Raw genomic sequence first — 20738 nt, forward strand, 5'->3', positions numbered from 1 at the left:
CCGTTTCGTACTCATAACGGGAAAAAGAGCGCTCCAAAATCCCGGCAAGAGTACGAAACGGGTTCTTCGGCGACCTCGGGGCGGGTTGAGGGGGTGTGGGGGTGGGGCGGACACAAGACGGGCCTCGCGTGGTCAGGGGCGCAGCGGGTACTCCATCGACACGCCGTCGAGCATGACGCCGTTGGGCAGCGGCACGCGCGTGCGGCTCAGCTCCCGGAAACCGTAGGACCGGTAGAGCGGCGCCCCCGGCAGCGTGGCCATCAGGACCAGAGCCGGGAAGCCCTCGGCGCGCGCGGCCTGCTCGCACCTGGCGAGGATCGTGCGTCCCAGGCCGCGGCGGGTCCGGTCACCGCGCACGAACATCGCGCGCACCCGTGCGGGTTCGGTCGCCGGGTCCAGCATCCGGTCATCGGACGGCGCGGCGCCGGAGCCGGTGTAGAGCTTGTCCCGTTTGCTCCAGCCACCGCAGGCGACGATCTGCCCCTCCTCCTCCTCGTGGACGTAGTAGGTCCCGTCCTCGATCAGCACCGTGTCGGGCTCGGTGAGATAGCGCGCGGCGGCAGCGGTTTCGCGCTCGTCGTGGAACTGTGGGAACACCTCGAGCACGGATTGCCGCATGAGCGCGGCAATCCCCGGCACATCGTCCATCACGGCATCGCGCAGCATGGACGATCATCCTAATGCGACAGGACGACCTCCAGCGTCGATCCCGCGGTGAGCGTGACCGGTGCGGCCAACGTGACCATGACCCTGGTGCCGCTGACCGTGAACGCGGCCGGGCTGCCGTTGACACTCACCGCGCTCACCGGTCCCGCGGCATCGAAGGCGAGGGTGCGCAGGCGTGACCGCCCGTAGCGCAGCTCGACGACGCACGTCTGCTTGCCGTTCTGGCGCGTCTGCCGGTAGAGCCCCCAGCCCTCCGCGACGGTGAACGCCGCGCGGAAGTCCTCGGGCGTGATCTTCGGCGCGAACCCCAAGTGGCCCTGCGGGCCGTGGTGTTCGTAGCCGCACGCGGCGAGGTAGGTGCCGTAGCTCATCATCGCCCGCGCGTAGTGGTCGCTGCACTCGATCTCGTTGTAGGGATTGCGTTTCGCCGCGGAGTAGCGGTCGTGCACGGCGCGCGTCACGGCCAGTGCCTCGGGGACCATGCCCTCGGCGAACATGTGCGCGGCGAGCTGGTACTCCTGGCCGGTCCACACCTCGTTGAAGTAGCCGACGGGCCCGTCGCGGCCGGACTCGGTGGAGCCGCCGTAGGGCCAGGTGCACATGAGCGTGCCGGGCTCGCCGGGCGTGGCGTACACCCGGCCGATCGGAATCCCGGGCGGCCGGTAGGACGCGGGATCGGGCAGGAAGTTGTTGCGGAACACGCTGGCCAGTGCGGTTTTGGCCTTGCTGGGCGAGAAAACCCGGGGCAGGGCGAGCTGCGCGGCGTAGGTCTGGCCGTACATCTGGTCGATGTAGCAGCCCCGGTTGGAGTTCACCGAGGTCGGGTGCGCGGGGTCGACGCGGTGGAAGAAGTACCCGTACCTGTCGCTCCACAGCGAGGTTTCCAGGTAACGAGAGCCCAGTTCGGCCAGCCGCGAGTAGCGGGTGACCGAGGCGGTGTCGCCCAGCTCCCGCGCCATCGCCGCACCGGCGTGCAGCGCGGCGACGTAGAGCCCGCTGATCCAGGGGATCTCGCCGAACCACTGCGCGTCCAACGTGTTCCACTGGCTGCCCTCAAGAATCCCGTCGAGGTCGCCGTCCGCGCGGACAACGAACTCCAGCGCGCTGCGAACCGCGGGCCACACCCGGCGCAGGAACTCGTCGTTCGCCGACATCTGGTGCTCGCGGTAGACGCGCAGGATGGTGCCGCACTGCCCGTCGGCGAACCAGCCTTCGCCTGCCTCGCCGCGATTGCCGATCTCTCCGTTCGGCCGCAACGCGATGCCGAGGTCGACCCGCTGCCTGGTGTCGCGTTCCAGTTCCGGGAACAGCCGGGCGATCGTCTGCGCGTAGTTCCAGACGTGGCCGCAGGTGCCCACGCAGCAGTAGATGCCCTCCCAGGCGTAGAAACGGCCGTTGTCGAAGCGGTAGCAGGTGTTCGTGGCGAAGGTGGACGCGCTGGCCATCGTGCGTTCCAGGAACCAGTGCGGCAGCGTCGAATCCGTGTACCAGGTGCGCACCCAGGACTCGGTGAGCTCGATCAGCCGGTCCCGGTTGCCCGAGATGTGTTCGAGGACCACACGGGCCGAACCGAACCGCGTCACGTAGTGGTGACGCAGCCGCGCGCCGTCCTGCAACAAGGAGAAATGGGTCGGCTGAGGGGTGGGAAAGTGCCATCCCAGCGCGAATCGCACGGACTTGGACTGTCCAGTTTGGATGGTCAACGGCACGGTCACGGTGGCCGACTCGCCGTCACCGCCGTTCACCACCGCGGCGTCGTCGAGCGCGGCCAGCGCGAACGTGCCGAACTCCGGCAGCTCGGCGATCGGCCTGCGGCGCACCGGGCGGTCGCTGAACACGATGCGGTCCACGTTCACGTGTCCCCAGCCACCGGCGACGGAGTCGACGATCTCGATGCGCGCCGTGCGGTCCTTCCAGCGGCTCACGTCCATCGACATCCCGGTCAGCGGCTCGATCTCCTGGCCGGTGAAGCTAGCCACGACCTCGTTGTCCACCAACACGTTCACGCAGGTGCCAGGATGTCCGCCGCCACCGACCCACACGGTCACGTAGTCGCGTTCGATCGTGAACGACCGGCTGGTCAGCTTGCCCTGGTAGCTGTCGGGATCACCGCCCGCACGGAAGTTGTAGGAGGTCACGAACCGCGTCCCGGACACGTTCAGATCGGTGATCTCGCCGAACGGCCTGCGGAAGCCCTCAGGGGTCTCAGCTGGCGTGACCGGTCCGCCGCCGAACGCGTTGCCCGTCACCGTCCAGCCGTTGTAGGTGCCGGATTCCCAGTCCTCGAACAGGATGTCCGCGTTGTCGGTGAAGACGATCGCGTCGCAGTTGACGTGCCCCCACGGCCCACTGGAGCGGTCGGCGATCCGGATCTGCGCGGACTTTCCCTTGTGCGCGCCGACATCGAGCATGACCGCGACGGTGGGCTCGCTGTTGGCGCCCGTGGCACTCGCGACCACCTGACCGCCGACCACGACCTCGACGCACGCCTCACCGGGCCGGTTGCCGCCGCCGACCGCCACCGCGACGTAGCGGCGTTCGACGGTGAACGGCCGACTGGTCAACGTGCCCTGGTAGCCGTCGGGGTCACCACCGGCGCGGAAGTTGTACGAGGTCACGAAGCGCCGGCCGGAGATCGTCAGATCACCGAAGCGGCGCATCATCTTCGGCAGCTCCGCGGGGGTGACCGGTCCGCTGCCGAACGCGTCGCCGGTCACCGTCCAGCCCTCGTAGGTGGCGGACTGCCAGTCCTCGAACAGGATGTCGGTGTTCACTCGCGCGGCCGCTTCGGCGGCGGAGAACTCGACACCGCGCAGGCCGGGTCGCACGAACGGCGTAGCCCGGAGCTGGATCGGCTGCTGGCGCCGGGTCGTCAGGCACACCGGGTTGGCCGAGGAGCCGACCAGTTCGGCCCGGACCTCCGAACCGGAGGTGTTGCGCACCGTGAAGGACAGCACGGTGGCGGGCAAGGTCGAGTCGGGCACGGACATCGGGACGAACGGGGAGAACGCCCTGCACACCACCTCGACCGGGCTGTCCGGCGCCCGATAGGTCACCGTGCCGACCGGGTACTGCCCGATGAACCGCACGTCGGCGAAACCGTCCGCGTCCAGCGTGCGCGTCCGGGTCCGGCCGCCCGCGGTGATCCGAATCGTGAAGCCCTGCGGGAATCGCGGGCGCGCGGTCAGCGGGTGCGCGTAGTGCGGACCGTCGTAGCTGGCCCCGCCGAGCGGGAAGGACGCGGGGTTGAGGATGTCCCACGCCCAGAGCCGCCCGTCGCCCGCGAGGTAGACCTGGCCCGCGCAGCCGCCACCGACCGGCATCCCGATGCGCTGCAACGCCTCGCCCCGGTACTCGGTGGGGGTGCCGCGGGCGAGCAGCGCCCGCACGGACTCGGGCGTGAGGTTCTTCTCCGCCGGGATCGAGACGAGTCCCGCGGCGTCCAGGCCGAGCGCGGCGGCGGCCCCTTCCGGCGCCGCGAGCATGCCGACGCCGGTGAGGCCCAGGGTGAGGAACGTGCGCCGCGACTGGCCCTCGGGCGCGCAGCAGCCGGTGTCGGGGCAGCAGTCGGTGGATTGGTTCTGGTCCGGGGCAGGGGTGGTCGACATGCGCAGCCTCCACGGTGAGGCCCAGCCGAATTCGCCGGAGCACAAACGAGTAAACGTTTTCTAGTCACCCTGGCACTCTTCGGACGCGCGGTCGAGACTGCGTCTGGTCGATCTCTTGGCCGTTCAACTGCGCGTTGTTCGACTGCCAAGAGCACGAAACCCGGCTCACCGGCCGTTGGTGATCACGTCGGCCGGGGCTCGAGTTCGTCCAAAAAGGACTCGCGGACGCCGGTGCTGCCGATCTTGCTGCTCATCATGCTGATCCCGCCCCCCGCACGCACGCACCCCAGAACATCAGCCGGGCAGCCCAAAATCCCGTTTCGTACTCAAAACGGGTTTTTGGAGCGCTCTTTTTCCCGTTATGAGTACGAAACGGGGTTCTCTAGACGGCACCCGCCGAGGAGGGGGTGAGCGGGCGGGTGGAGTGCATGGGACAGAGTTTACTTGGTGGGCGGAGTGCGGGCGGGGGCTTGCATCACCGGTGCGAGGGACGCGCGCAGCCGGAGCAGGCCCCTCGTGGAGCTGACGCGCGGGAAGTAGGCGAGGTCACGGCGGGCGGCGGAGATGTCGAACCAGTGCGCGGTGCCGAGGTGGTCGATGACCAGCCTGGTCAGCGGCGGCTCGGCCCGCACGCGCAGCGCTCGGTAGGCGAACTCCAGCGCCGACGCGGCCCCCTTGGCCAGTCCGCGCGGCACCCGGCGGGTCTCCGGCGGGAGCCCGACCGCCCACAGCAGCGCCGCCAGTGTGTCCTCTGTGGACTGTGGGTTGTCCTGGGTGATGAAGTACGCCCGGCCCGCGATCGGCGAACCCGGCTGCAGCCGCTCCAGCGCGAGCAGGTGCGCCTCGGCGGCGTTGTCGACGTACACGGTGTCGATGCGCTTGTCCGCCGCGCCGAGCAGCCTCAGCCGCCCCGCCTTCGCCGCCGCCATGACGCGCGGCACGAAGTGCGGGTCTCCCGGCCCCCAGATGAGGTGCGGGCGCAGCGCCACCGTCGCCAGTTCGGGCGAGTTCGCGCCGAGGACGGTCCGCTCCGCCTCGGCCTTGGTGCGCGGGTACGCGGAGGAGAAGCGCGTGGCGTACGGCGCCGACTCGTCCACGCCGTCCAGGTCCTCGCCGCAGTGCACGACACTGGGGCTGGAGGTGTGCACGAGCCGCCGCACCCCGTGCTCCCGGCAGGCGCTGATCACATTCCGCGTGCCGAGGACGTTGGTCTCGTAGAACTCCCGCTCCGGCCCCCACGTCCCGGCCTTGGCCGCGCAGTGCACGACCGCCTCGTGCCCGGCGACAGCCCCGGACACGGCCTGCTCGTCGCGCAGGTCCCCCTGGAACTGGAGCACGCCCAGCGACGCGAGCGCCGTGTGCGTGCTCCTGGCGAACGACGACACCTCGTGCCCCGCGTCGGTCAGGCTCGCGCAGACCGCGGCCCCGAGAAATCCCCCACCGCCGGTGACAAGCACCCTCACCGCAACCTCCTGGCAGCCCAGCGCGCGTCGACCGGGATTTTCCCGGGCGGCGGAGGCTAGCCGAAGCCCTCCGTCACCACATTCAGCGACCAGCCTTGTACCTACTAGTATGTAGGGTGGGGGCATGAGCACGGCGGACCGTTTGATCGAGAGCACCCGCGAACTGCTGTGGGAGCGCGGCTACACCGGCACCAGTCCCAAGGCGATCCAGCAGCGCGCCGGGGCCGGGCAGGGCAGCATGTACCACCACTTCTCCGGCAAGCCGGACCTGGCGCTGGCCGCGATCCGGCGCACCGGCGAGGAGCTGCGCGCGAAGGCGGACGAGCAGTTCCGCGGTCCTGGCACCGCACTGGAGCGGATCACCGCCTACCTGCGCCGGGAACGCGATGTCCTGAAGGGCTGCCCGATCGGACGGCTCACCCAGGACCCCGACGTCATGGCCGACGCGACGCTGCGGGCCCCGGTCGAGGAAACCCTGACGTGGCTGCGCGAAAGCCTCGCCGCGGTGCTGACCGAAGGCCGCGAGCGGGGTGAGCTGGACCTGTCGCTGGATCCTGGGACAACCGCCGCCACCATCGTCGCGGTCCTCCAGGGCGGCTACGTGCTGGCGCGTGCGTCCGACTCCGTGGCCCCGTTCGACGCGGCGATCACCGGAGTGCTGGGACTACTCACAAGCGGCGTTGCAGCCACAGGGAGCTGATGTAGGCGCCGCGCTTGGTGGCGTACTGCTCGAACACACCGACATCGGTGAACCCGAATTTTCGGTGCAGCGCAATGGAAGCGTGGTTCGGAAGGGCGATCCCGGCGACCGCGAGGTGCAGGTTCTCCGAGCTGAGCCGGTCCAGGAGCGCGCCGTACAGGGCGGAGCCGACGCCGCCGCCGCGACGCCCCGGGTCGAGGTAGATGCCGAGCTCGACGGTCTCGGCGAACGCGGGGTGCGCGCGGTACTGGCTGCTCGACGCGCATCCGAGGACGCGGTCACCGTCGCAGGCGACCAGCAGCCGGTACGGGCCGGTCTCGGAGAACGAGTCGAACCACGCCGTCCGGCTCTCCACGGTGACGGCTTCGGTGTCGAAGGTGGCCACCGAATGGTCGATGTAGTGGTTGTAGATGGCGACCAGCTGGGCGAGATCGCTCCTCCGGGCCGGGCGGACCGCTGCCATCCTCGTTCTCCTCAACTCTCGACACGGCCCCGACTATACATACTAGTAGGTACAGTCGGGGAAGGTCACCGTGACGACCAGTCCGCCGTCCGCTCGTGGTGTCGCCTCGACCGTGGCGTCGTGCGCGGTCGCGATCGCCCGCACGATGGACAGGCCCAGCCCGATGCCGGTGCCGGTGCGGGCCGGGCCGAGTCGCTGGAACGGCTGGAAGAGCCGCTCGACGTCACCGGCGGGCACGATCGGCCCCGAGTTGGCGACCGCGAGGACCCCGCCCGCGCACGAGACCTCGACCCAGCCGTCGGCCACGTTGTGCCGGATCGCGTTGTCGACGAGGTTGACGACCAGGCGTTCGGCGAGCGCGCGGTGGCCTGTCACCGGGCTGTCCGAGATCGACGTCCTGATGGTCACCTCAGCCCGGTGCCGCGCCCCGACCACCTCGCGGACCACTTCGCCGAGGTTGAAGTCCTCGCGGACGGTGAAGCCCGCGTGGCTACGGGTGAGCGTCAGCATCGCCTCGATCAGCCGCTCCTGGTGCGCGCCCGCCGCGAGGACGCGCTCGTGCGCCGCGCGCAGCGAGTCGAGGGTCGCGTCGGGGTCGGCGACGGCCAGCTGGCCGATCACGCGCTGGCGGGCCAGGGGCGTGCGCAGCTCGTGCGAGGCGTTGGCCACGAACTGCTGTTGCGCCTGGAACGACGCCTCCAACCGGTCGAGCAGGTCGTCGAAGGTGTCGCCCAGTTCCTTGAGCTCGTCGTCGGGGCCGGGCAGCGTGAGGCGCCGGTGCAGGTTGGTCGCGGAGATCTCCCGAGCGGTGGAGGTGATCGCGCGCAACCGGTGCAGGATGCGCCCGGCCAGCCACCAGCCCAGCGCGAGCGCGAGCAGCACCAGCACGGCGAGCGCGATCCCGGACTGCACGAGCAGCTGCTCCAGCACGTCGTCGCGCATCCTCCCCAGCGCCCGCTCCGCCTCGGTGACGATCAGCCGCGCGTCCTCGGGCAGCCGGTCGGGCGAGCCGGGAATCTCCAGGTGCGGCGCGTCACCGGGGACCGCGTGGCGCAGCAGGAGATACGTGGCCGCCAGCAAACCCATGCCGCACAACAGGAAGAGGCCGCCGTACCACAGCGTCAACCGCAGTCGCACGGTCCGGCGCGGCAGGGGCCCGCGGACGGTCGCGGTGGCCATCAGATCCGGTACCCGCTGCGCGCCACGGTCTCGATGACCGGCGGATCGCCGAGCTTCGCCCGCAACCGGCTGACGGTGATCTTCACGGCGTTGGTGAACGGGTCGGTCGTCTCGTCCCACACGCGCTCCAGCAGCTCCTCGGCGGACACCGCGCGGCCCTCGGCGGCCAGCAACAGCTCCAGAACACCGAACTCCTTGGGAGACAAGGAAAGCGCCTGATCCCCCCGGGTTGCCCGGCGCCGCGCGGTGTCGAGCGCGACGTCCCCGCGCCGCAGCACGGGCGGCGCGGCGGGATGCGCGCGCCTGGCGAGCGCGCCGATCCGCGCCACCAGAGCGCGGAAGTCGAACGGCTTGGGCAGGTAGTCGTCCGCGCCCAGGCCGAGTCCGTCGACGAGGTCCTCGGTGGTGGCGGCGGCGGTCAGCATCAGGATGCGACCGCGGCACCCGGCCGCGACCAGCTCCCGGCACACGTCGTCGCCGTGCACCGCGGGCAGGTCGCGGTCCAACACGATCACGTCGTAATCGTTGTGCAGTGCGCGTTCCAGGCCACCCGCGCCGTCGAAGGCCACGTCGACGGCGAGGTGCGCGCGGCGCAGCCCGGCGGCCACGGTCTGCGCCAGCTCCTCATCGTCCTCCACCACGAGCACTCGCATGCGGATCAGTATTCCGAGCCGGAGGTTTCGGCGCGGTCTCACTCCGGGTGAAACCCGGCTGACACCGATCACCGCGTAGAACTCGCCCCGACCGACAGCATCCACGGACACGGGAGTTCTCGTGAGACACCTCCGGCACCTGGTCGCGGCACTCACCGTCGCGGCGCTCGCCGGGGCGGGTGCCTGTGCCGCCGGAAAGGTGCTCAATGCGGACCTGTCCACGGGCCGCGATCCCGGTCTGGACAAAGCGATTTCCCTTTTGTGATCCAGAAGAAAACGAGGAAAGACATGCGCAGCATCGCCGTCGTCACGGCACTGGCCCTCACGTTGTCCGCGGCACCCGCCGTGGCGGACACCGTGCCCCATCTCCCCGCCCCGAGCAGCCGACAACCTGTCGGCAGCACCTCGCTGCACTTGAAGGACACCTCACGCCCCGATCCGTGGGTCCCATCCGTGAACGCCAGGGAGCTGATGGTCACCCTCTTCTACCCGACGAGCACACGCAGCGGGCCGAAGGCGCAATACGTGACGCCTGCGGAGTCGGAGTCCCTGCTCACGAGCAGCGGAGTCACCACCGTGCCACCGGATCTGCTCAGCAGGACGCGAATCCACTCGGTGCGCGACGCGCGGCCCGCCGGTCTGCGGCACAGCCTGCCGCTGGTCGTGCTGTCACCGGGCTTCACCAAGCCCCGGGCCACGCTCACCGCGCTGGCCGAGGACTTGGCCAGCCACGGCAACGTCGTGGCGCTGGTCGGCCACACCTACGAGGACCGCGCCACGAGCTTCCCTGACGGCCGTGTCACCCCATGCGCCGCGTGCGAGGTCGACCACCTCCCGGGCTTCTGGGAGAAACTCTCGCGCGGCCGGGCCGCCGACGTGTCGTTCGTGCTGGACCAGCTCACCGCGCCGCGCCCGAGCTGGCCCGCGGCCGAGCTGATCGATCCCGCGCGGATCGCGATGGGCGGGCACTCCGCGGGCGGCGGGAGCACCACGACCACCATGCTCGCCGATCCCCGCATCCGCGCGGGCTTCGACATCGACGGCCGGACCTACATCCCGCTCCCCGACTCCGGCCTGGCGCGGCCGTTCCTGTTCCTGGGCAAGCGCGTCGGCGCCGCGCCCGCGTGCGCTGATCCGTCCTGGAAGCAGGACTGGCCGCGGCTGACCGGGTGGAAGCGCTGGCTGTCGGTGACCGGCGCGCAGCACGCCTCGTTCACCGATGTCGGGCTCTTCGCCGACCAGCTCGGCGTCGACCTCGGTGCCGACGTGCGTTCCGAGCGCGTCCAGGCCATCACGCGGACCTACGTCAGGGCCTTCCTCGACCGGCACCTGCTCGGCAGGCACCAGCCGCTGCTGGAGCGGCCGTCCCCGCACCACCCCGAGCTCACCTTCTGCGCATGACCGCGTGCGCCGGGAATATCCCTTTCGGCAGATGGCGGTGGAACTCGCGCTGCCTAGCCTCAGGTGGATTCAGAGCCATTTCGTGTCAGGAGCACCTGTGAAGATCGCCATCGTGTCCGTTCCCGTCCGGAACCAGGACAAGGCCAAGCGCTTCTACGTCGACAAGCTCGGCTTCGACGTGATCTCCGACGACGCCATGGGGCCCGACGCGCGGTGGGTCCTGCTCTCCCCGCCGGGCGGTGGCGTCGAGATCACGCTGGTCACCTGGTTCCCCACCATGCCCCCGGGCTCGGTCAAGGGACTCGTGTACACCGTCGACGACGTCGAGCGCGCCCGCCTGGAGCTGCTCGGGAAGGGCGTCGTGGTCGGCGAGGTGGAGAAGACCCCCTGGGGAGTTCGGCTCGCCCAGCTCGACGACCTCGACGGCAACGGGATCGTCCTGCAGCAACTCGACTGACCGAACGATCGTGCTATTGTCGCGGCCATGAGCAAGGGGGAGGCCACCCGCGGGGCGATCCTGGACACGGCGAGCCGCCTGGCCCGATCGGTCGGGCTGGGCGGCATCACCATCGGCACGCTCGCGACGAGCGCGGCGCTGTCCAAGAGCGGCCTGTACGCGCACTTCCGTTCCAAGGAGGCGTTGCAGGTGGCGGTCCTGGAGCACACGCGGGCCCGGTTCGTCGCCGAGGTGATGGTGCCCGCGCTGGCGCGGCCCCGTGGTGAGCCGCGCGTGCGCGCGCTGTTCGAGAACTGGCTGACCTGGGACAGCCAGTCCGGCGGCTGCCTGTTCGTCGCCGCGTCCTCCGAACTGGACGATCAGCCGGGTCCCGCGCGCGACCTGCTCGTCCGCTACCAGCGGGACTGGCGGGACTCGCTCGCCGAGGTCTTCCGCACCGGCCTGGCGGAGGGCCATTTCCGGGCCGGTGCCGACCCGGAGCAGTTCGCCTTCGAGCTCGACGGCGTGATGCTCTCGCGCCACCTGGCGAGCAGGCTGCTGGCCGCGCCGGACAGCGAAACCCGCGCCCGCCGCGCCTTCGAGTCCCTCTTGGACCTTGCCAGGGCCTGATCCCTCCCCCATCGCGAAAGGCGCCTCACGTGTCCGCACAAAAAAGCACGATCGTTCGTCTTAAAATGCTCGCCGCCCGGGCCGCCTTCAGGGCCCTGGAACGCCTCGCTCCCGGCCTCGGCGCCCGCTGGGCCGAGCGCCTGTGGCTGACCGTGCCGCCGTTCCGCGGCAAGGCGAGAGCGGACGTGCTGCCACCCGGCAAACCGTTCACCGTCTACGTCGAGGACCGCGCCGTCCGCGGCCGAACCTGGGGCACTGGCCCGGTCGTCTACCTCGTGCACGGCTGGGGCGGCACCTCGTCGCAACTGCACCCGTTCGTCGCGCCCCTGCTCACGGCCGGGCACCGCGTAGTCACCTTCGACGCGCTCTCCCACGGCGCGTCCGACCCCGGGCTTCTCGGCCCGCGCCGCACGACCAGCCCCGAGATGACCGACGCGCTCACCGCGGTGGTGGCAGTACACGGGCAGCCGCACGCGGTGATCGCCCACTCGTTCGGGGCCTCGTCCACTTTCTCCGCTCTGCGCAACGGAATGCGCCCGGCACGGCTGGTGTTCCTGGCGCCGATGGCCCAGCCGACCCCGCTCACCGTCGACTTCGCGGCCGCCCTCGGCTTCGGCGAACGCATCCGCACCCGCATGATCGAACGAGTCGCCCGGCGCGTGGGCACGCCGTGGGACGACTACGACATGCCTGCGCAGCTCACCCAGCTCACCCAGCTCTCCCTGCCGCCCCTGCTCACCGTGCACGATCCGGCCGACCGCGAAACCCACTACGCCGACAGCGTCGCCCTCGCCGAGACCTGGCCAGACGCAGAACTGGTGACGGTCGAGGACCTGGGCCACTGGCGACTGCTCCGCGACCAGGACACGATCACCCGCGCCGTCGACTTCGTGACCGTCCGCGCGTCACACGAGCACGTCAGCTGAAACGACCGCGGGGTTGTGCTTGCCCCTGGGGCAAGGTCGGAGAATGTCGTCATGACGAGTCCGAACTTCGACCGGGAGACCCTGCGCGCCCTCGCCGACGAGGGCAACGAGACGGCGCTGGACCGGCTGGCTGATCTTGCCGACGCGCGCGGGGACCTCGACGAACTCAGCGAACTGCTGGACGAGGGATGCATGCGGGCCGGGCGCCTGCTGACCCGGCGCGCGGTCGCGGCGAGGGATCTGCGCGAACTGCAACGGATCTCCGACGCCGGCTACGAGGAGGCCGAGACCGAGCTGAACCGCCTGCTAGCCGCCCCCATCACTCCGCCTTGAGCCCCGCCCCACCACACCTCCACACCCACCCCACTCAACCCGAACCCCCCTCGCGTTTTTTCCGTTTCGTACTCTTAGCGGGTTTTGGAGCGCTCTAATTCGCGGTAATGAGTACGAAACGGGGTTCTCTAGGCTGCGCGCGCGGATGTTTGGGGAGGGCGCGGGCGGCGATGTGGTGGGGATGAGTGTAGGTGGTGTCAGGAGTGCTCGTGACCATGTGCGGGGCGCGACCTGGTGGTGGATGGGGGAACCAGTGCCAAGAGCGCCGCGATCATCGCGAACGGTAGTCCTGCCAAGAGGAACGACCAGGGCATCGCGGACCAGGTGAGCCAGCCCGCCTTCCAGGCGAGGTAGAACGCGAGTCCGCCGACGCCCTCGACCAGCAGCGCCCACCACAGCCGCATGTCGGGATCGGCGGTCATCGCCGACGCCGGAGCGGTCGTCGCGGCTCAGGCCGACAGCAGGACCACGCCGCCCGCGACCATGGCCACCAGCAGGACGAAGAACACCAGCACGCCACCGAAGAAGATCGCGCCGAGGGTCAGCGGCAGTCCGACCCCCGCCACGGCCGAACCGATCAGCCACACACCGCCCACCTGCTTGGCGATCGGCAAGAACTTTCCCGTGTCCGTCGTCATGGACAAGACCCTGGCATCGATCGGCCCGGCGCTCATCCGCGCAACTACTCACGACGTGCGGCGGAGGCACCAACCCACTACTCTGCCCGGCCGATTGCCCTGTGGGATGCGCGGTTCGAAGAAAGGCCTGGGCGCGATGACGGCGAACCCGGAAGAGAAAGTGCGTCGCACCGACGTCTTCGAGCGCGACCCCAAAAACAGTGACAGCGGCGGCGTCGTCCCGATCCTCGCGGAGTGCCGCGCCACGGTCGTTCCGCTGTTGCGCGCGGCGGTGGAGACGCTGCCGGCTCCGGTGCGGCGGGTCGCGGGCTACCACTTCGGCTGGCTGGACGAGCGTGGTGAGCCGGTCACCGACGACAACGTCGGCAAGATGATCCGGCCCGCGCTGGCGTTGTTGTCGGCCCGGGCGGTCGGGGGCGCTGGTGAGGACGCCCTCCTCGCGGCGGTCTCGGTGGAGTTGGTGCACAACTTTTCCTTGCTGCACGACGACATCATCGACGGTGACCGCATGCGCAGGAACCGGCCGACCGCGTGGGCGGTCTTCGGCGTCCCGGCGGCGGTCCTGGCCGGGGACGCGCTGTGGGCGTTGGCGCTTCGCCTGCTCACCGATGGCGGCAGGACGGCGTCCGCGCCAGGCATGCGAACGATGGCGATCACCTTGTGCCGCTTGATGGACGGCCAGAGCGCGGACACCGACTTCCCTTTGCGCGACCGCGTGAGCATGGCCGAGTGCCAGGACATGGCCGCGGGCAAGACGGCGGCGGTGATGGCCTGCGCCTGCGCGCTGGGCGCGTTAGCCGGAGGCGGCGACCCCGCGCAGATCTCCGCCTTCCAACGGATGGGCGAGCACCTGGGGATGGCCTTCCAGGTGGTCGACGACCTGCTCGGCATCTGGGGTGACCCCGACGCGCTGGGCAAGCCGGTGGGCAGCGATCTGGTCAACCGCAAGAAATCCTTCCCCGTGGTGGCCGCGCTCAACTCCGGCACGGAGGCCGGGGCGGAACTGGCCGCGCTGTACCGGCTCGACCGCCCGCTGACCGAAGCCGAGGTCGAGCGCGCCGCGGGCCTGGTCGAGGCGGCGGGCGGCCGTGCCTGGGCGCAACGGGAAGCCGAGCGCTACGCCGAAGCAGCCCTCGCTGAGATCCCGGGTCAGGCCGCCGACCTGTACGCGCTTGCAGCCCTCGTCACGGGCCGGGACCGCTGATGCCAGGTGACAGCGAACGCCTCGCGCGGTGGATCACCGAGGCCAGCACACCCACGGCGGTGTTGAGCCTGCTGCTGATCGCCATCGGGTGGCAGGCTCCATCCGGTCTGCTGTGGGGAACCGTCGCCGCGCTGTTCTGCGGCGTGCTGCCGCATGTGGGCATCGTGTGGGGAGTCCGGTCGAACCGGTGGACGGACCGGCACGTCACCGTTCGGCGTGAGCGCGTCGTGCCGCTGCTGTTCAGCCTGGCCTCGGTGGCCGCGGGTGTGGCCGTGCTGAGCGCCGCGCCGGGCGTCCCGGCGAACCTGCTCGCGGTGACCAGGATCGTGCTCACCGGGGCGATCGTGGTGTTCCTGGTGTCCCTCGCCTGGAAGATCTCCATCCACACCAGCGTCGCCAGTAGCGTCGTCGTGATCACGGCCGTCACCTTCGGCGGTCTCTGGCTGCTCTCCGGGGTCCTGGTCGTGGTGATCGCCTGGTCCCGGGTGCGGCTGTGCCAGCACACGCTCGGGCAGACCGTCGGCGGGGCGATCGTCGGAACGACGCTGTCGGTGCTGCTCCTGCCGGTGTGACTTGAGCCGCCGACGTACAGGTGGCGCACCAGCGATTCGCCCGAGGATCTCGTTAGCTCTGGGAGTATGGGTCGATCGGTCCGCGCGATCCCTGCCTCGGAGGCTGCCAGTGGCGATCCAGCTCGCTGAAACGACCGTCCTCGCCCTCGACGGATCGAGCCTTGACACCACGCTCGTGCAACCTGGCTCAGCTGTCTCGCACGCGGCGGTTTTCGTGCACGGCGCTGGGGCCACCAGGGACGAAGGCGGGTTCTTCACCACACTCGCCCACAGTCTGGCCAGGGTGGGGATCGGCAGCCTGCGTTTTGATCTGCGAGGACGCGGTGAGAGCGACGGACCGCAGCATCTCGACGACATCAGATCCGCTTTCGACCACATCCGCGGGCAGTGGGGCGCACCGGCGCTGAGCGTGGTCGGGATGGGCTTCGGCGGGGGCTTGGCCGCCCACTGCGCGGCACGCGGCGGCGACGACCTGTCCCGGCTCGTCCTGCTCAACCCCCAGTTCCGGCCCCATGAGGTACTCGGGGACATCGTCGCTCCGACGTTGATCGTGCACGGCACAGAGGACACCTTCGTCGAGTCGTCGCGGTCAGCTGCTCGGCAACTCCAAGTCGAGCACGAGCTCGTGGAGATCGAGGGCGCTCAACACGGCTTCGCGGTGCCCGGCGACCCGTACAACGTGAACCCGCAAAGCCAGCAGTGGCAAGCCTTCGTCATCAAGACGGTCGTCGACTGGCTGGCCTTGTCCTAGGTCGGTTCCGGTGTGCCCGCCGTTGGGCGGGTGAGGCGAGTCGTCGTGTGCGTCCGTAGGCGAGGGGTTCACCCTTGCCGCCGAGCACGATCGGGAGGGTGTCGGCGTCGCAGGCGGTCTGGCGCGCCAGGTCCGGCGACACCGGCTGACCGCTCTGGGTCTCCCCGCACCCGGTCCTGTGCTGCAGGTTGTCGAAGTCCATCGTCACGATCAGCAGCGAACGCGGCAGCCCGGGAATATCGTGGGCGGTCATCGCGATCGTCATGGCCTTGATGAACGCATCGGCCAACCGCTGCTCAAACGTACGCGGGTCCTTCTCCCCGTCCACAGACTTGGGTTTGGTCATCGCGAGGAACAGGTTGTAGATCTTCTCACCGATGATCGGACCGACCGTAGCGCTGAAGTGCAGGCTTCCGTCCTTGCCACGCGACATCCGCGCCGCACGTCGCGCTGTGGCGTCTTGCTCATCCTTATAGACGCCGCCGGGATCGACCAGCGTCCGCACATATTTCCCGGCACGCATCAACTGCTCCGGGTCCAACGTCGACGCCACATCCGCCAGTACACGATCGGCGTCCGCTGCGTACTCCGTAGGGAGACGCTTGATCGCATCCGAGATCACCAACGCGCACCTACCTCGTGCGTCGCTTGGCTTCGCCGGGGTGAATCTTCAGCTTGTCTCGCAACAGGATCGCGAGGTCATTGCATCTGTAGGTGGCGTGCAGGACACGCTCGTCGGCATGAGTAGCCGCATCGGTTTTGACGGCGGTCAGGAGGTTGCTGATCGTCTTAATTGCCTTGGTATCCAACACGATCACACCTCCCTCCCGCGTGGATACCTCCACTCAATCACAACTCTTCAGCTTGTCACATCGTTGCCACACAAGGAAAAACCAGGCGCCGCACAACCGCGAGCCGCCGCTGGAACGGTCGGCTTCACCTCCTGGGGAGCGCGTGCCATACGCTCCCCCGCGAGGGCCGGGGTTTCATCCCGTGCCCCCGAGAGGCCCAACGGCACGCGCAAGGGGCCCCAGGTCAAGCCGACCCCACGCAGGAACCAGCAGCACCAAGGGTTTCCAAGTCAACCGCGAAGCTCGACAACGGCGGCAAGCCCAGGATCTGACGCTGAAAACCGCGTGCTCCCAAGCGATATCCGGGCTCGGCCAACACCCGCCGGACGTCCGCCGCGATTCCGGAAACGTCGGTCCGCAAGCCGAGTCCGAGTTCCTCAACACGAGATGCGTTCGAGGGCTGGTCGGCGAACAACGGGAGCGCGACCATCGGTGTACCCGCCGACAGCGACTCGCGGACGCCGCTGAAACCGCCGTGCGTCAGGAAAACATCGCAAGCGCCGACGAGCATCCGTTGCTGCACGAACGACACCAGGTGCACGTTGCGAGGGCGCGGGCCGTTCCACCGCCCCACCGCCTCCTCGGTGCCGAGCGCGACCACGGCCTGAATCTCCAACGATCCCAACGCTTCCACGGTGATGTGCATCAGCTTGGAATCGGCGCCCAACAGCCAGTGCGTGCTCGTGCCGTAGCTCGCGAGAACGAGCGGCACGTCGGCAGGAAGATGGGCGATCGTGGAGTCCAACGGCCGGGTGTCGACGGCATCGGGCGCACGGTAGTGCCGGAGGCCGGGCGAGCGCAGATCCGAGGGATACCAGGACTCCGGCAGCAGACCCGCCGTGAGCCTGCCGTGAGCGTGGGTGAACGAGTCCACCGCGGCCAGCCCGAAGCTCTCGCGCAGGTGGTTCAGCCGATCGGTGAGATCCGGCACGAGCCGGGTGATCAGCGGCGCGATGTCGATCATCGCCAGGGGCAGGCCGAGCACCTCGGCGGCGAGATATCCGCCGTACTCATTGGTTTCGCGCACGATCACGTCCGGGCGCCACGCCTTCGCCACCTCGATGAGGTCGGCCGCGAACGACTCGGTCATCTCATCGGAGAACACGGGCACGTCGAGCGGGCCCGTCAGTTCTGGGCACCACTGCCGCGTCGGCTGGTCGACATCCTCCGGGGAAAGCGCGGACTCGATCACCAGGACCTCGATGCCGTGGCGCTCGATCTGCGCCTTGACCGCCGCGCCGGTGGCGAGCGCGACCTCGTGCCCACGATGCTGCAAAGCCTTCGCGACGGGGACCAACGCCGGGATCAGATGGGACTGGATGGGCAGACCGGTGAGGAGAACGCGCACACGGCTCACAAGATCAGTGCCGGAGCGGGCGCGCAACCATCCCGGTCCTAAAGGGCAGCGAGGACGGCGTCGTAGGTCTGCGCCGGGTCACGTCCGTCTGTCCGCACCACCACGCACTCCGGGCGCGCGTCCAGGTATGCGCTGAGCTGGTCGTGAATTCGTTCCAGGAACACCGGGCCGCCGCCGCGCACGACGATGTCGTCGATGTGGCGGTGCACGTCCGAGGCACCCGCCGCCCGGCTCGCGAAACGGTCGATCATCTGTTCCTTACCGGCCATCAGCACGATCTCGTGGTACTCCGCACCAGCGCGGTCGGCGGCGGCCTGGAAGTCCTCGGCCTCCTCCACCTTGGTCAACATCTGCGGCATCACGACGTCGTGCCCCGTCCGCAGGTGCGCCTCGGCCATGCTGACCGCCAACGACAGCGCGGCTTCGAACGCCTTCCAGAAATCGTCCCGCCACCCGCCGACGAGATGGACGACCTGATCGATGTCGAGGTCGAGCACTCCGGGGTGCCGGTCGACGTACACCCGCGCGAACGTCGACTTGCCGACACCGGACGGGCCGTTCACATGGATCAGTCTCGCCACCTGGAGCACGCTACAAGCGGGACCGGGGTTCTGGCTGACGTAGGGTGCTGACATGACGGCAGCGCCCCAGTCGGCCGCAGGTGGCCGGGACAGCCGCCTCGCACAGCTGATCATCACGATCTTCGGGTTGTACGCGCGCGCCGAGGGCAACTGGCTCTCCGTCGCCGCCGTGGTGGCGTTGATGGCGGACCTGGGGATCGAGAGCCAGGCCGCGCGCTCCTCGATCTCCCGCCTGAAGCGGCGCGGCGTGCTCGACAGCGAACGCCAGTCCGCGATCGCGGGGTACGCGCTGTCCGCGCCGACCCTGGAGGTCCTGGCCGAGGGTGACGTCCGGATCTTCGAGCGCACGCGGGCGACGGAGGAGGACGGCTGGGCGCTGGTCGTGTTCTCCGTGCCCGAGTCCGAGCGCGAGAAGCGGCACGCGCTGCGGTCCAGCCTCACCCGCCTGGGTTTCGGCACCGCGGCGCCGGGGGTGTGGATCGCACCGGCGAACCTGGCGCAGGAGGCGCGAGACACCCTGCGGCGCCGGGATCTGTCGGAGTACGTGGACATCTTCACCAGTCGGCACTTCGCCTTCGGCGAGGTCCGCGCGAAGGTGCGCCGGTGGTGGGACCTGGACGAGCTGAGCCAGCTGTACGCGGACTTCCTGGACCGCTACGGGCCACGGGTGCCGACCGAGGACATGACGCCGCAGGAGGCGTTCGGGATCTACGTCCCGATGCTCACCCACTGGCGGCAGCTGCCCTATCGCGATCCGGGGCTGCCCCTGTCGTTGCTGCCCGCGGACTGGAAAGGCAACACCGCGGGCGAGCGCTTCGTCGAGCTGAACGAGATCTTGGCTCCGCTGGCGGAAAAACACGCGTTGAAGGTCGTCAACGGGAAGCGCGCGCAGTAGGCGTCCGGAGCCGGTGTTCGGGGATCACCGCCACCCCGAGGATCTCGATCATCGCCTCGGGCTGCCACAGCGCGGTGCACCCGATCCCGGCCATGGCCGGGTAGACCGGGCCCGCGAGCTCGCGCCAGACGCGGCCGATCTCCTTGCCGTGCGCCTGGTAGTCGGGGATGTCGGTGAGGTAGATGGTCACGCTCACCAGGTCCTCGGGCTCGCCGCCGGCTTCGCGCAGCGTGGTCAGCACGTTGCCGAACGCCTGGCGGAACTGCTCGACGATGCCGCCGGGCACGATCCGCATCTCGGCGTCCAGCGCGGTCTGCCCGCCGAGGTGCAGCGTGTTGCCCACCAGGGTTCCGTGCGAGTAGCCGCGCGGAGCCGGCAGTGCGTCGGGGTTCACGGGGATCGGTCTCATCCGGCCTCCAGCCTCGTCGTTATTGACTTTATCTGACGGCCGTGAACAATGCGATATAGCTGCCGACCGGAACGGAGCGACCTCGTGGAGCCCGACCCCAGCAAGCACCGAACCTCCGCGGTCTTCACCGCGGCGGTCACGCTGACGCCCGCGGAGCCCGAGCACTTCGACCTCGCCTTCACCGCGCTCACCCAGCCCTGCCCGTGGCCCAAGGCCTACGGCGGCGACCTGGTGGCGGCGGCCGCGGCGGCGGCCATGCGGTCGGTGGACGACGGCAAGACCCTGCACTCGATGCACAGCTACTTCCTGCGGCCCGCGGACATCGGCGCGCACGTGCGCTACGAGGTGGAGCTGCTGCGGAACGGGCGCGGCTACAGCACGCGGCAGGTGCGCGGTTTCCAGAACGGCAAGCCGGTCTACGTCTGCCTGGCGAACTTCGCGGCGGGCGAGCCCGGCGGGACGTTCCTGTCCGAGCTCACCGAGGCGGTTCCCGACCCGGAGGAGCTGCCCAGCTCGGCCGCCTACCTCGCCGAGCGCGACGGCGGGACCATGACCGAGGCGTCGAAGGCGTACTGGTCGGGCGGCCGCAGCTTCGACATGCGGCACGTGCCCGGCCCGGTTTACCTCACGGTCGAAGGCGAACTGGCCCCGCACCAGGCGGTGTGGGTCAGGCCGTTCGACGCGCTGCGCCCCGTGGACGGGCTCAGCGACACCCAGCGGGATCTCGCCGCGCTCACCTACGTCTGCGACTACACGATCCTCGAACCCGTGCTGCGGGTGCTCGATCTCCCTTGGGCCAAGCCAGGTCTGGTCACCGCGAGTCTCGACCACGCCATGTGGTTCCACCGCACGGAACCGGTCGACGACTGGCTCCTCTACGTCCAGGACGCGGTCGCCGCCGACGCCGGTCGGGGCGTGAGCACCGGGCGCTTCTTCACCCGCGATCACCGCCACCTCGCCACTGTCGTGCAGGAGGGAATGATCCGCGCCTCCTGACCGCTCCGGCGGCTCCCGGAAGGACT

The 20738-nt window shown here is 69.6% G+C and carries 25 protein-coding genes; 12 read left to right on the forward strand and 13 right to left on the reverse strand.

Annotated features, from left to right (window positions below; all coding sequences use genetic code 11):
* Window positions 1-132: 132 nt before the first annotated feature.
* From NLX83_RS28790 to NLX83_RS28800, 3 genes are all read right to left on the reverse strand, one after another.
* The gene (locus NLX83_RS28790) at window positions 133-666 is read right to left on the reverse strand and encodes a GNAT family N-acetyltransferase (protein ID WP_254238346.1); all 534 of its coding nucleotides are present in this window, start codon (window positions 664-666) and stop codon (window positions 133-135) included.
* A gap of 11 nt (window positions 667-677) precedes the next feature.
* Window positions 678-4274 (reverse strand): GH116 family glycosyl hydrolase, encoded by a 3597-nt coding sequence (locus NLX83_RS28795; protein ID WP_254238347.1) that lies wholly within the window; start codon window positions 4272-4274, stop codon window positions 678-680.
* A 440-nt stretch (window positions 4275-4714) separates the two neighbouring features.
* Complete coding sequence (locus tag NLX83_RS28800; protein WP_254238348.1) at window positions 4715-5737, reverse strand: NAD-dependent epimerase/dehydratase family protein; 1023 nt, start codon at window positions 5735-5737, stop codon at window positions 4715-4717.
* A gap of 124 nt (window positions 5738-5861) precedes the next feature.
* Here NLX83_RS28800 and NLX83_RS28805 point away from each other — a divergent pair, with 124 nt between their 5' ends.
* The gene (locus tag NLX83_RS28805; protein WP_254238349.1) at window positions 5862-6437 is read left to right on the forward strand and encodes a TetR/AcrR family transcriptional regulator; all 576 of its coding nucleotides are present in this window, start codon (window positions 5862-5864) and stop codon (window positions 6435-6437) included.
* Here NLX83_RS28805 and NLX83_RS28810 read toward each other — a convergent pair.
* From NLX83_RS28810 to NLX83_RS28820, 3 genes are read right to left on the reverse strand one after another with little or no spacing between them, the layout of a single operon-like run.
* Window positions 6406-6900, reverse strand: a complete 495-nt coding sequence (locus NLX83_RS28810) for a GNAT family N-acetyltransferase (RefSeq protein ID WP_254238350.1) — start codon at window positions 6898-6900, stop codon at window positions 6406-6408. The two genes, NLX83_RS28805 and NLX83_RS28810, sit on opposite strands and share 32 nt — an antisense overlap.
* Before the next feature lie 42 nt (window positions 6901-6942).
* Window positions 6943-8079, reverse strand: a complete 1137-nt coding sequence (locus NLX83_RS28815; protein WP_254238351.1) for a sensor histidine kinase — start codon at window positions 8077-8079, stop codon at window positions 6943-6945.
* The gene (locus tag NLX83_RS28820; RefSeq protein WP_254238352.1) at window positions 8079-8732 is read right to left on the reverse strand and encodes a response regulator transcription factor; all 654 of its coding nucleotides are present in this window, start codon (window positions 8730-8732) and stop codon (window positions 8079-8081) included. The genes NLX83_RS28815 and NLX83_RS28820 overlap by 1 nt, the downstream gene beginning before the upstream one ends.
* A 121-nt stretch (window positions 8733-8853) precedes the next feature.
* On the opposite strand from NLX83_RS28820, the gene NLX83_RS28825 reads away from it, so the two are divergent.
* From NLX83_RS28825 to NLX83_RS28850, 6 genes are all read left to right on the forward strand, one after another.
* Window positions 8854-8997 (forward strand): hypothetical protein, encoded by a 144-nt coding sequence (locus NLX83_RS28825; RefSeq protein WP_254238353.1) that lies wholly within the window; start codon window positions 8854-8856, stop codon window positions 8995-8997.
* Between the two features lie 23 nt (window positions 8998-9020).
* Window positions 9021-10133 carry an alpha/beta hydrolase family protein gene (locus NLX83_RS28830; RefSeq protein WP_254238354.1) on the forward strand — a complete coding sequence of 371 codons (1113 nt, stop codon included), beginning with the start codon at window positions 9021-9023 and terminating at the stop codon, window positions 10131-10133.
* 97 nt (window positions 10134-10230) lie between these two features.
* A complete protein-coding gene (locus NLX83_RS28835) occupies window positions 10231-10590 on the forward strand; it encodes a glyoxalase superfamily protein (RefSeq protein WP_254238355.1) in 360 nt (119 codons plus the stop codon).
* Window positions 10591-10617: 27 nt separating this feature from the next.
* Entirely contained in the window at window positions 10618-11199 is a 582-nt protein-coding gene (locus tag NLX83_RS28840) for a TetR/AcrR family transcriptional regulator (RefSeq protein ID WP_254238356.1), read from the forward strand.
* Window positions 11200-11264: 65 nt separating this feature from the next.
* The gene (locus NLX83_RS28845; RefSeq protein ID WP_254238357.1) at window positions 11265-12125 is read left to right on the forward strand and encodes an alpha/beta fold hydrolase; all 861 of its coding nucleotides are present in this window, start codon (window positions 11265-11267) and stop codon (window positions 12123-12125) included.
* Between the two features lie 51 nt (window positions 12126-12176).
* Window positions 12177-12458, forward strand: a complete 282-nt coding sequence (locus NLX83_RS28850; RefSeq protein ID WP_254238358.1) for a hypothetical protein — start codon at window positions 12177-12179, stop codon at window positions 12456-12458.
* A 197-nt stretch (window positions 12459-12655) separates the two neighbouring features.
* On the opposite strand, the gene NLX83_RS28855 is transcribed toward NLX83_RS28850, so the two are convergent.
* Both NLX83_RS28855 and NLX83_RS28860 read right to left on the reverse strand, forming a co-directional pair.
* Window positions 12656-12880 (reverse strand): hypothetical protein, encoded by a 225-nt coding sequence (locus NLX83_RS28855; RefSeq protein WP_254238359.1) that lies wholly within the window; start codon window positions 12878-12880, stop codon window positions 12656-12658.
* A gap of 27 nt (window positions 12881-12907) precedes the next feature.
* Window positions 12908-13096: a hypothetical protein gene (locus NLX83_RS28860; RefSeq protein WP_254238360.1), complete on the reverse strand. Its 189-nt coding sequence runs from the start codon at window positions 13094-13096 to the stop codon at window positions 12908-12910.
* 223 nt (window positions 13097-13319) lie between these two features.
* Here NLX83_RS28860 and NLX83_RS28865 point away from each other — a divergent pair, with 223 nt between their 5' ends.
* The 3 genes from NLX83_RS28865 (at window position 13320) to NLX83_RS28875 (ending at window position 15623) form a co-directional block, all read left to right on the forward strand.
* Complete coding sequence (locus NLX83_RS28865; RefSeq protein ID WP_374118827.1) at window positions 13320-14300, forward strand: polyprenyl synthetase family protein; 981 nt, start codon at window positions 13320-13322, stop codon at window positions 14298-14300.
* On the forward strand, window positions 14300-14872 hold the full coding sequence (locus tag NLX83_RS28870; RefSeq protein WP_254238362.1) for a hypothetical protein: 573 nt from the start codon (window positions 14300-14302) through the stop codon (window positions 14870-14872). Before NLX83_RS28865 ends, NLX83_RS28870 begins: the two co-directional genes overlap by 1 nt.
* A gap of 109 nt (window positions 14873-14981) precedes the next feature.
* On the forward strand, window positions 14982-15623 hold the full coding sequence (locus tag NLX83_RS28875; RefSeq protein WP_254238363.1) for an alpha/beta hydrolase: 642 nt from the start codon (window positions 14982-14984) through the stop codon (window positions 15621-15623).
* Here NLX83_RS28875 and NLX83_RS28880 read toward each other — a convergent pair.
* The 4 genes from NLX83_RS28880 to NLX83_RS28895 all read right to left on the reverse strand — a co-directional run bounded on the left by NLX83_RS28880 (window position 15589) and on the right by NLX83_RS28895 (window position 18412).
* Window positions 15589-16245 carry a DUF222 domain-containing protein gene (locus tag NLX83_RS28880; protein WP_254238364.1) on the reverse strand — a complete coding sequence of 219 codons (657 nt, stop codon included), beginning with the start codon at window positions 16243-16245 and terminating at the stop codon, window positions 15589-15591. The two genes, NLX83_RS28875 and NLX83_RS28880, sit on opposite strands and share 35 nt — an antisense overlap.
* Window positions 16246-16255: 10 nt before the next feature.
* On the reverse strand, window positions 16256-16435 hold the full coding sequence (locus NLX83_RS28885; RefSeq protein ID WP_254238365.1) for a hypothetical protein: 180 nt from the start codon (window positions 16433-16435) through the stop codon (window positions 16256-16258).
* Window positions 16436-16658: 223 nt separating this feature from the next.
* Window positions 16659-17822: a glycosyltransferase gene (locus NLX83_RS42040; RefSeq protein ID WP_254238366.1), complete on the reverse strand. Its 1164-nt coding sequence runs from the start codon at window positions 17820-17822 to the stop codon at window positions 16659-16661.
* Between the two features lie 47 nt (window positions 17823-17869).
* The gene (locus NLX83_RS28895; protein ID WP_254238367.1) at window positions 17870-18412 is read right to left on the reverse strand and encodes an AAA family ATPase; all 543 of its coding nucleotides are present in this window, start codon (window positions 18410-18412) and stop codon (window positions 17870-17872) included.
* 52 nt (window positions 18413-18464) lie between these two features.
* On the opposite strand from NLX83_RS28895, the gene NLX83_RS28900 reads away from it, so the two are divergent.
* Entirely contained in the window at window positions 18465-19307 is an 843-nt protein-coding gene (locus tag NLX83_RS28900; protein WP_254238368.1) for a PaaX family transcriptional regulator, read from the forward strand.
* On the opposite strand, the gene NLX83_RS28905 is transcribed toward NLX83_RS28900, so the two are convergent.
* Window positions 19285-19716 (reverse strand): RidA family protein, encoded by a 432-nt coding sequence (locus tag NLX83_RS28905; RefSeq protein WP_254238369.1) that lies wholly within the window; start codon window positions 19714-19716, stop codon window positions 19285-19287. The genes NLX83_RS28900 and NLX83_RS28905 overlap by 23 nt on opposite strands.
* 84 nt (window positions 19717-19800) lie before the next feature.
* Between NLX83_RS28905 and NLX83_RS28910 the strand changes: the two genes are divergently transcribed.
* Complete coding sequence (locus NLX83_RS28910; protein WP_254238370.1) at window positions 19801-20712, forward strand: acyl-CoA thioesterase; 912 nt, start codon at window positions 19801-19803, stop codon at window positions 20710-20712.
* The last annotated feature ends 26 nt before the right edge of the window (window positions 20713-20738 follow it).

The sequence above is a fragment of the Allokutzneria sp. A3M-2-11 16 genome (assembly GCF_024213555.1).
In the GTDB taxonomy this organism is placed as follows: domain Bacteria; phylum Actinomycetota; class Actinomycetes; order Mycobacteriales; family Pseudonocardiaceae; genus Allokutzneria.

What these genes read in the sequence shown, in the direction of transcription:
- NLX83_RS28805 (WP_254238349.1), top strand. Translation starts at nt 5,862, where the DNA reads ATGAGCACGGCGGACCGTTTGATCGAGAGCACCCGCGAACTGCTGTGG.
- NLX83_RS28860 (WP_254238360.1), bottom strand. Translation starts at nt 13,096, where the DNA reads ATGACGACGGACACGGGAAAGTTCTTGCCGATCGCCAAGCAGGTGGGC.
- NLX83_RS28795 (WP_254238347.1), bottom strand. Translation starts at nt 4,274, where the DNA reads ATGTCGACCACCCCTGCCCCGGACCAGAACCAATCCACCGACTGCTGC.
- NLX83_RS28810 (WP_254238350.1), bottom strand. Translation starts at nt 6,900, where the DNA reads ATGGCAGCGGTCCGCCCGGCCCGGAGGAGCGATCTCGCCCAGCTGGTC.
- NLX83_RS28820 (WP_254238352.1), bottom strand. Translation starts at nt 8,732, where the DNA reads ATGCGAGTGCTCGTGGTGGAGGACGATGAGGAGCTGGCGCAGACCGTG.
- NLX83_RS28840 (WP_254238356.1), top strand. Translation starts at nt 10,618, where the DNA reads ATGAGCAAGGGGGAGGCCACCCGCGGGGCGATCCTGGACACGGCGAGC.
- NLX83_RS28850 (WP_254238358.1), top strand. Translation starts at nt 12,177, where the DNA reads ATGACGAGTCCGAACTTCGACCGGGAGACCCTGCGCGCCCTCGCCGAC.
- NLX83_RS28815 (WP_254238351.1), bottom strand. Translation starts at nt 8,079, where the DNA reads ATGGCCACCGCGACCGTCCGCGGGCCCCTGCCGCGCCGGACCGTGCGA.
- NLX83_RS28900 (WP_254238368.1), top strand. Translation starts at nt 18,465, where the DNA reads ATGACGGCAGCGCCCCAGTCGGCCGCAGGTGGCCGGGACAGCCGCCTC.
- NLX83_RS28855 (WP_254238359.1), bottom strand. Translation starts at nt 12,880, where the DNA reads ATGACCGCCGATCCCGACATGCGGCTGTGGTGGGCGCTGCTGGTCGAG.
- NLX83_RS28790 (WP_254238346.1), bottom strand. Translation starts at nt 666, where the DNA reads ATGCTGCGCGATGCCGTGATGGACGATGTGCCGGGGATTGCCGCGCTC.
- NLX83_RS28870 (WP_254238362.1), top strand. Translation starts at nt 14,300, where the DNA reads ATGCCAGGTGACAGCGAACGCCTCGCGCGGTGGATCACCGAGGCCAGC.
- NLX83_RS28905 (WP_254238369.1), bottom strand. Translation starts at nt 19,716, where the DNA reads ATGAGACCGATCCCCGTGAACCCCGACGCACTGCCGGCTCCGCGCGGC.
- NLX83_RS28845 (WP_254238357.1), top strand. Translation starts at nt 11,265, where the DNA reads ATGCTCGCCGCCCGGGCCGCCTTCAGGGCCCTGGAACGCCTCGCTCCC.
- NLX83_RS28830 (WP_254238354.1), top strand. Translation starts at nt 9,021, where the DNA reads ATGCGCAGCATCGCCGTCGTCACGGCACTGGCCCTCACGTTGTCCGCG.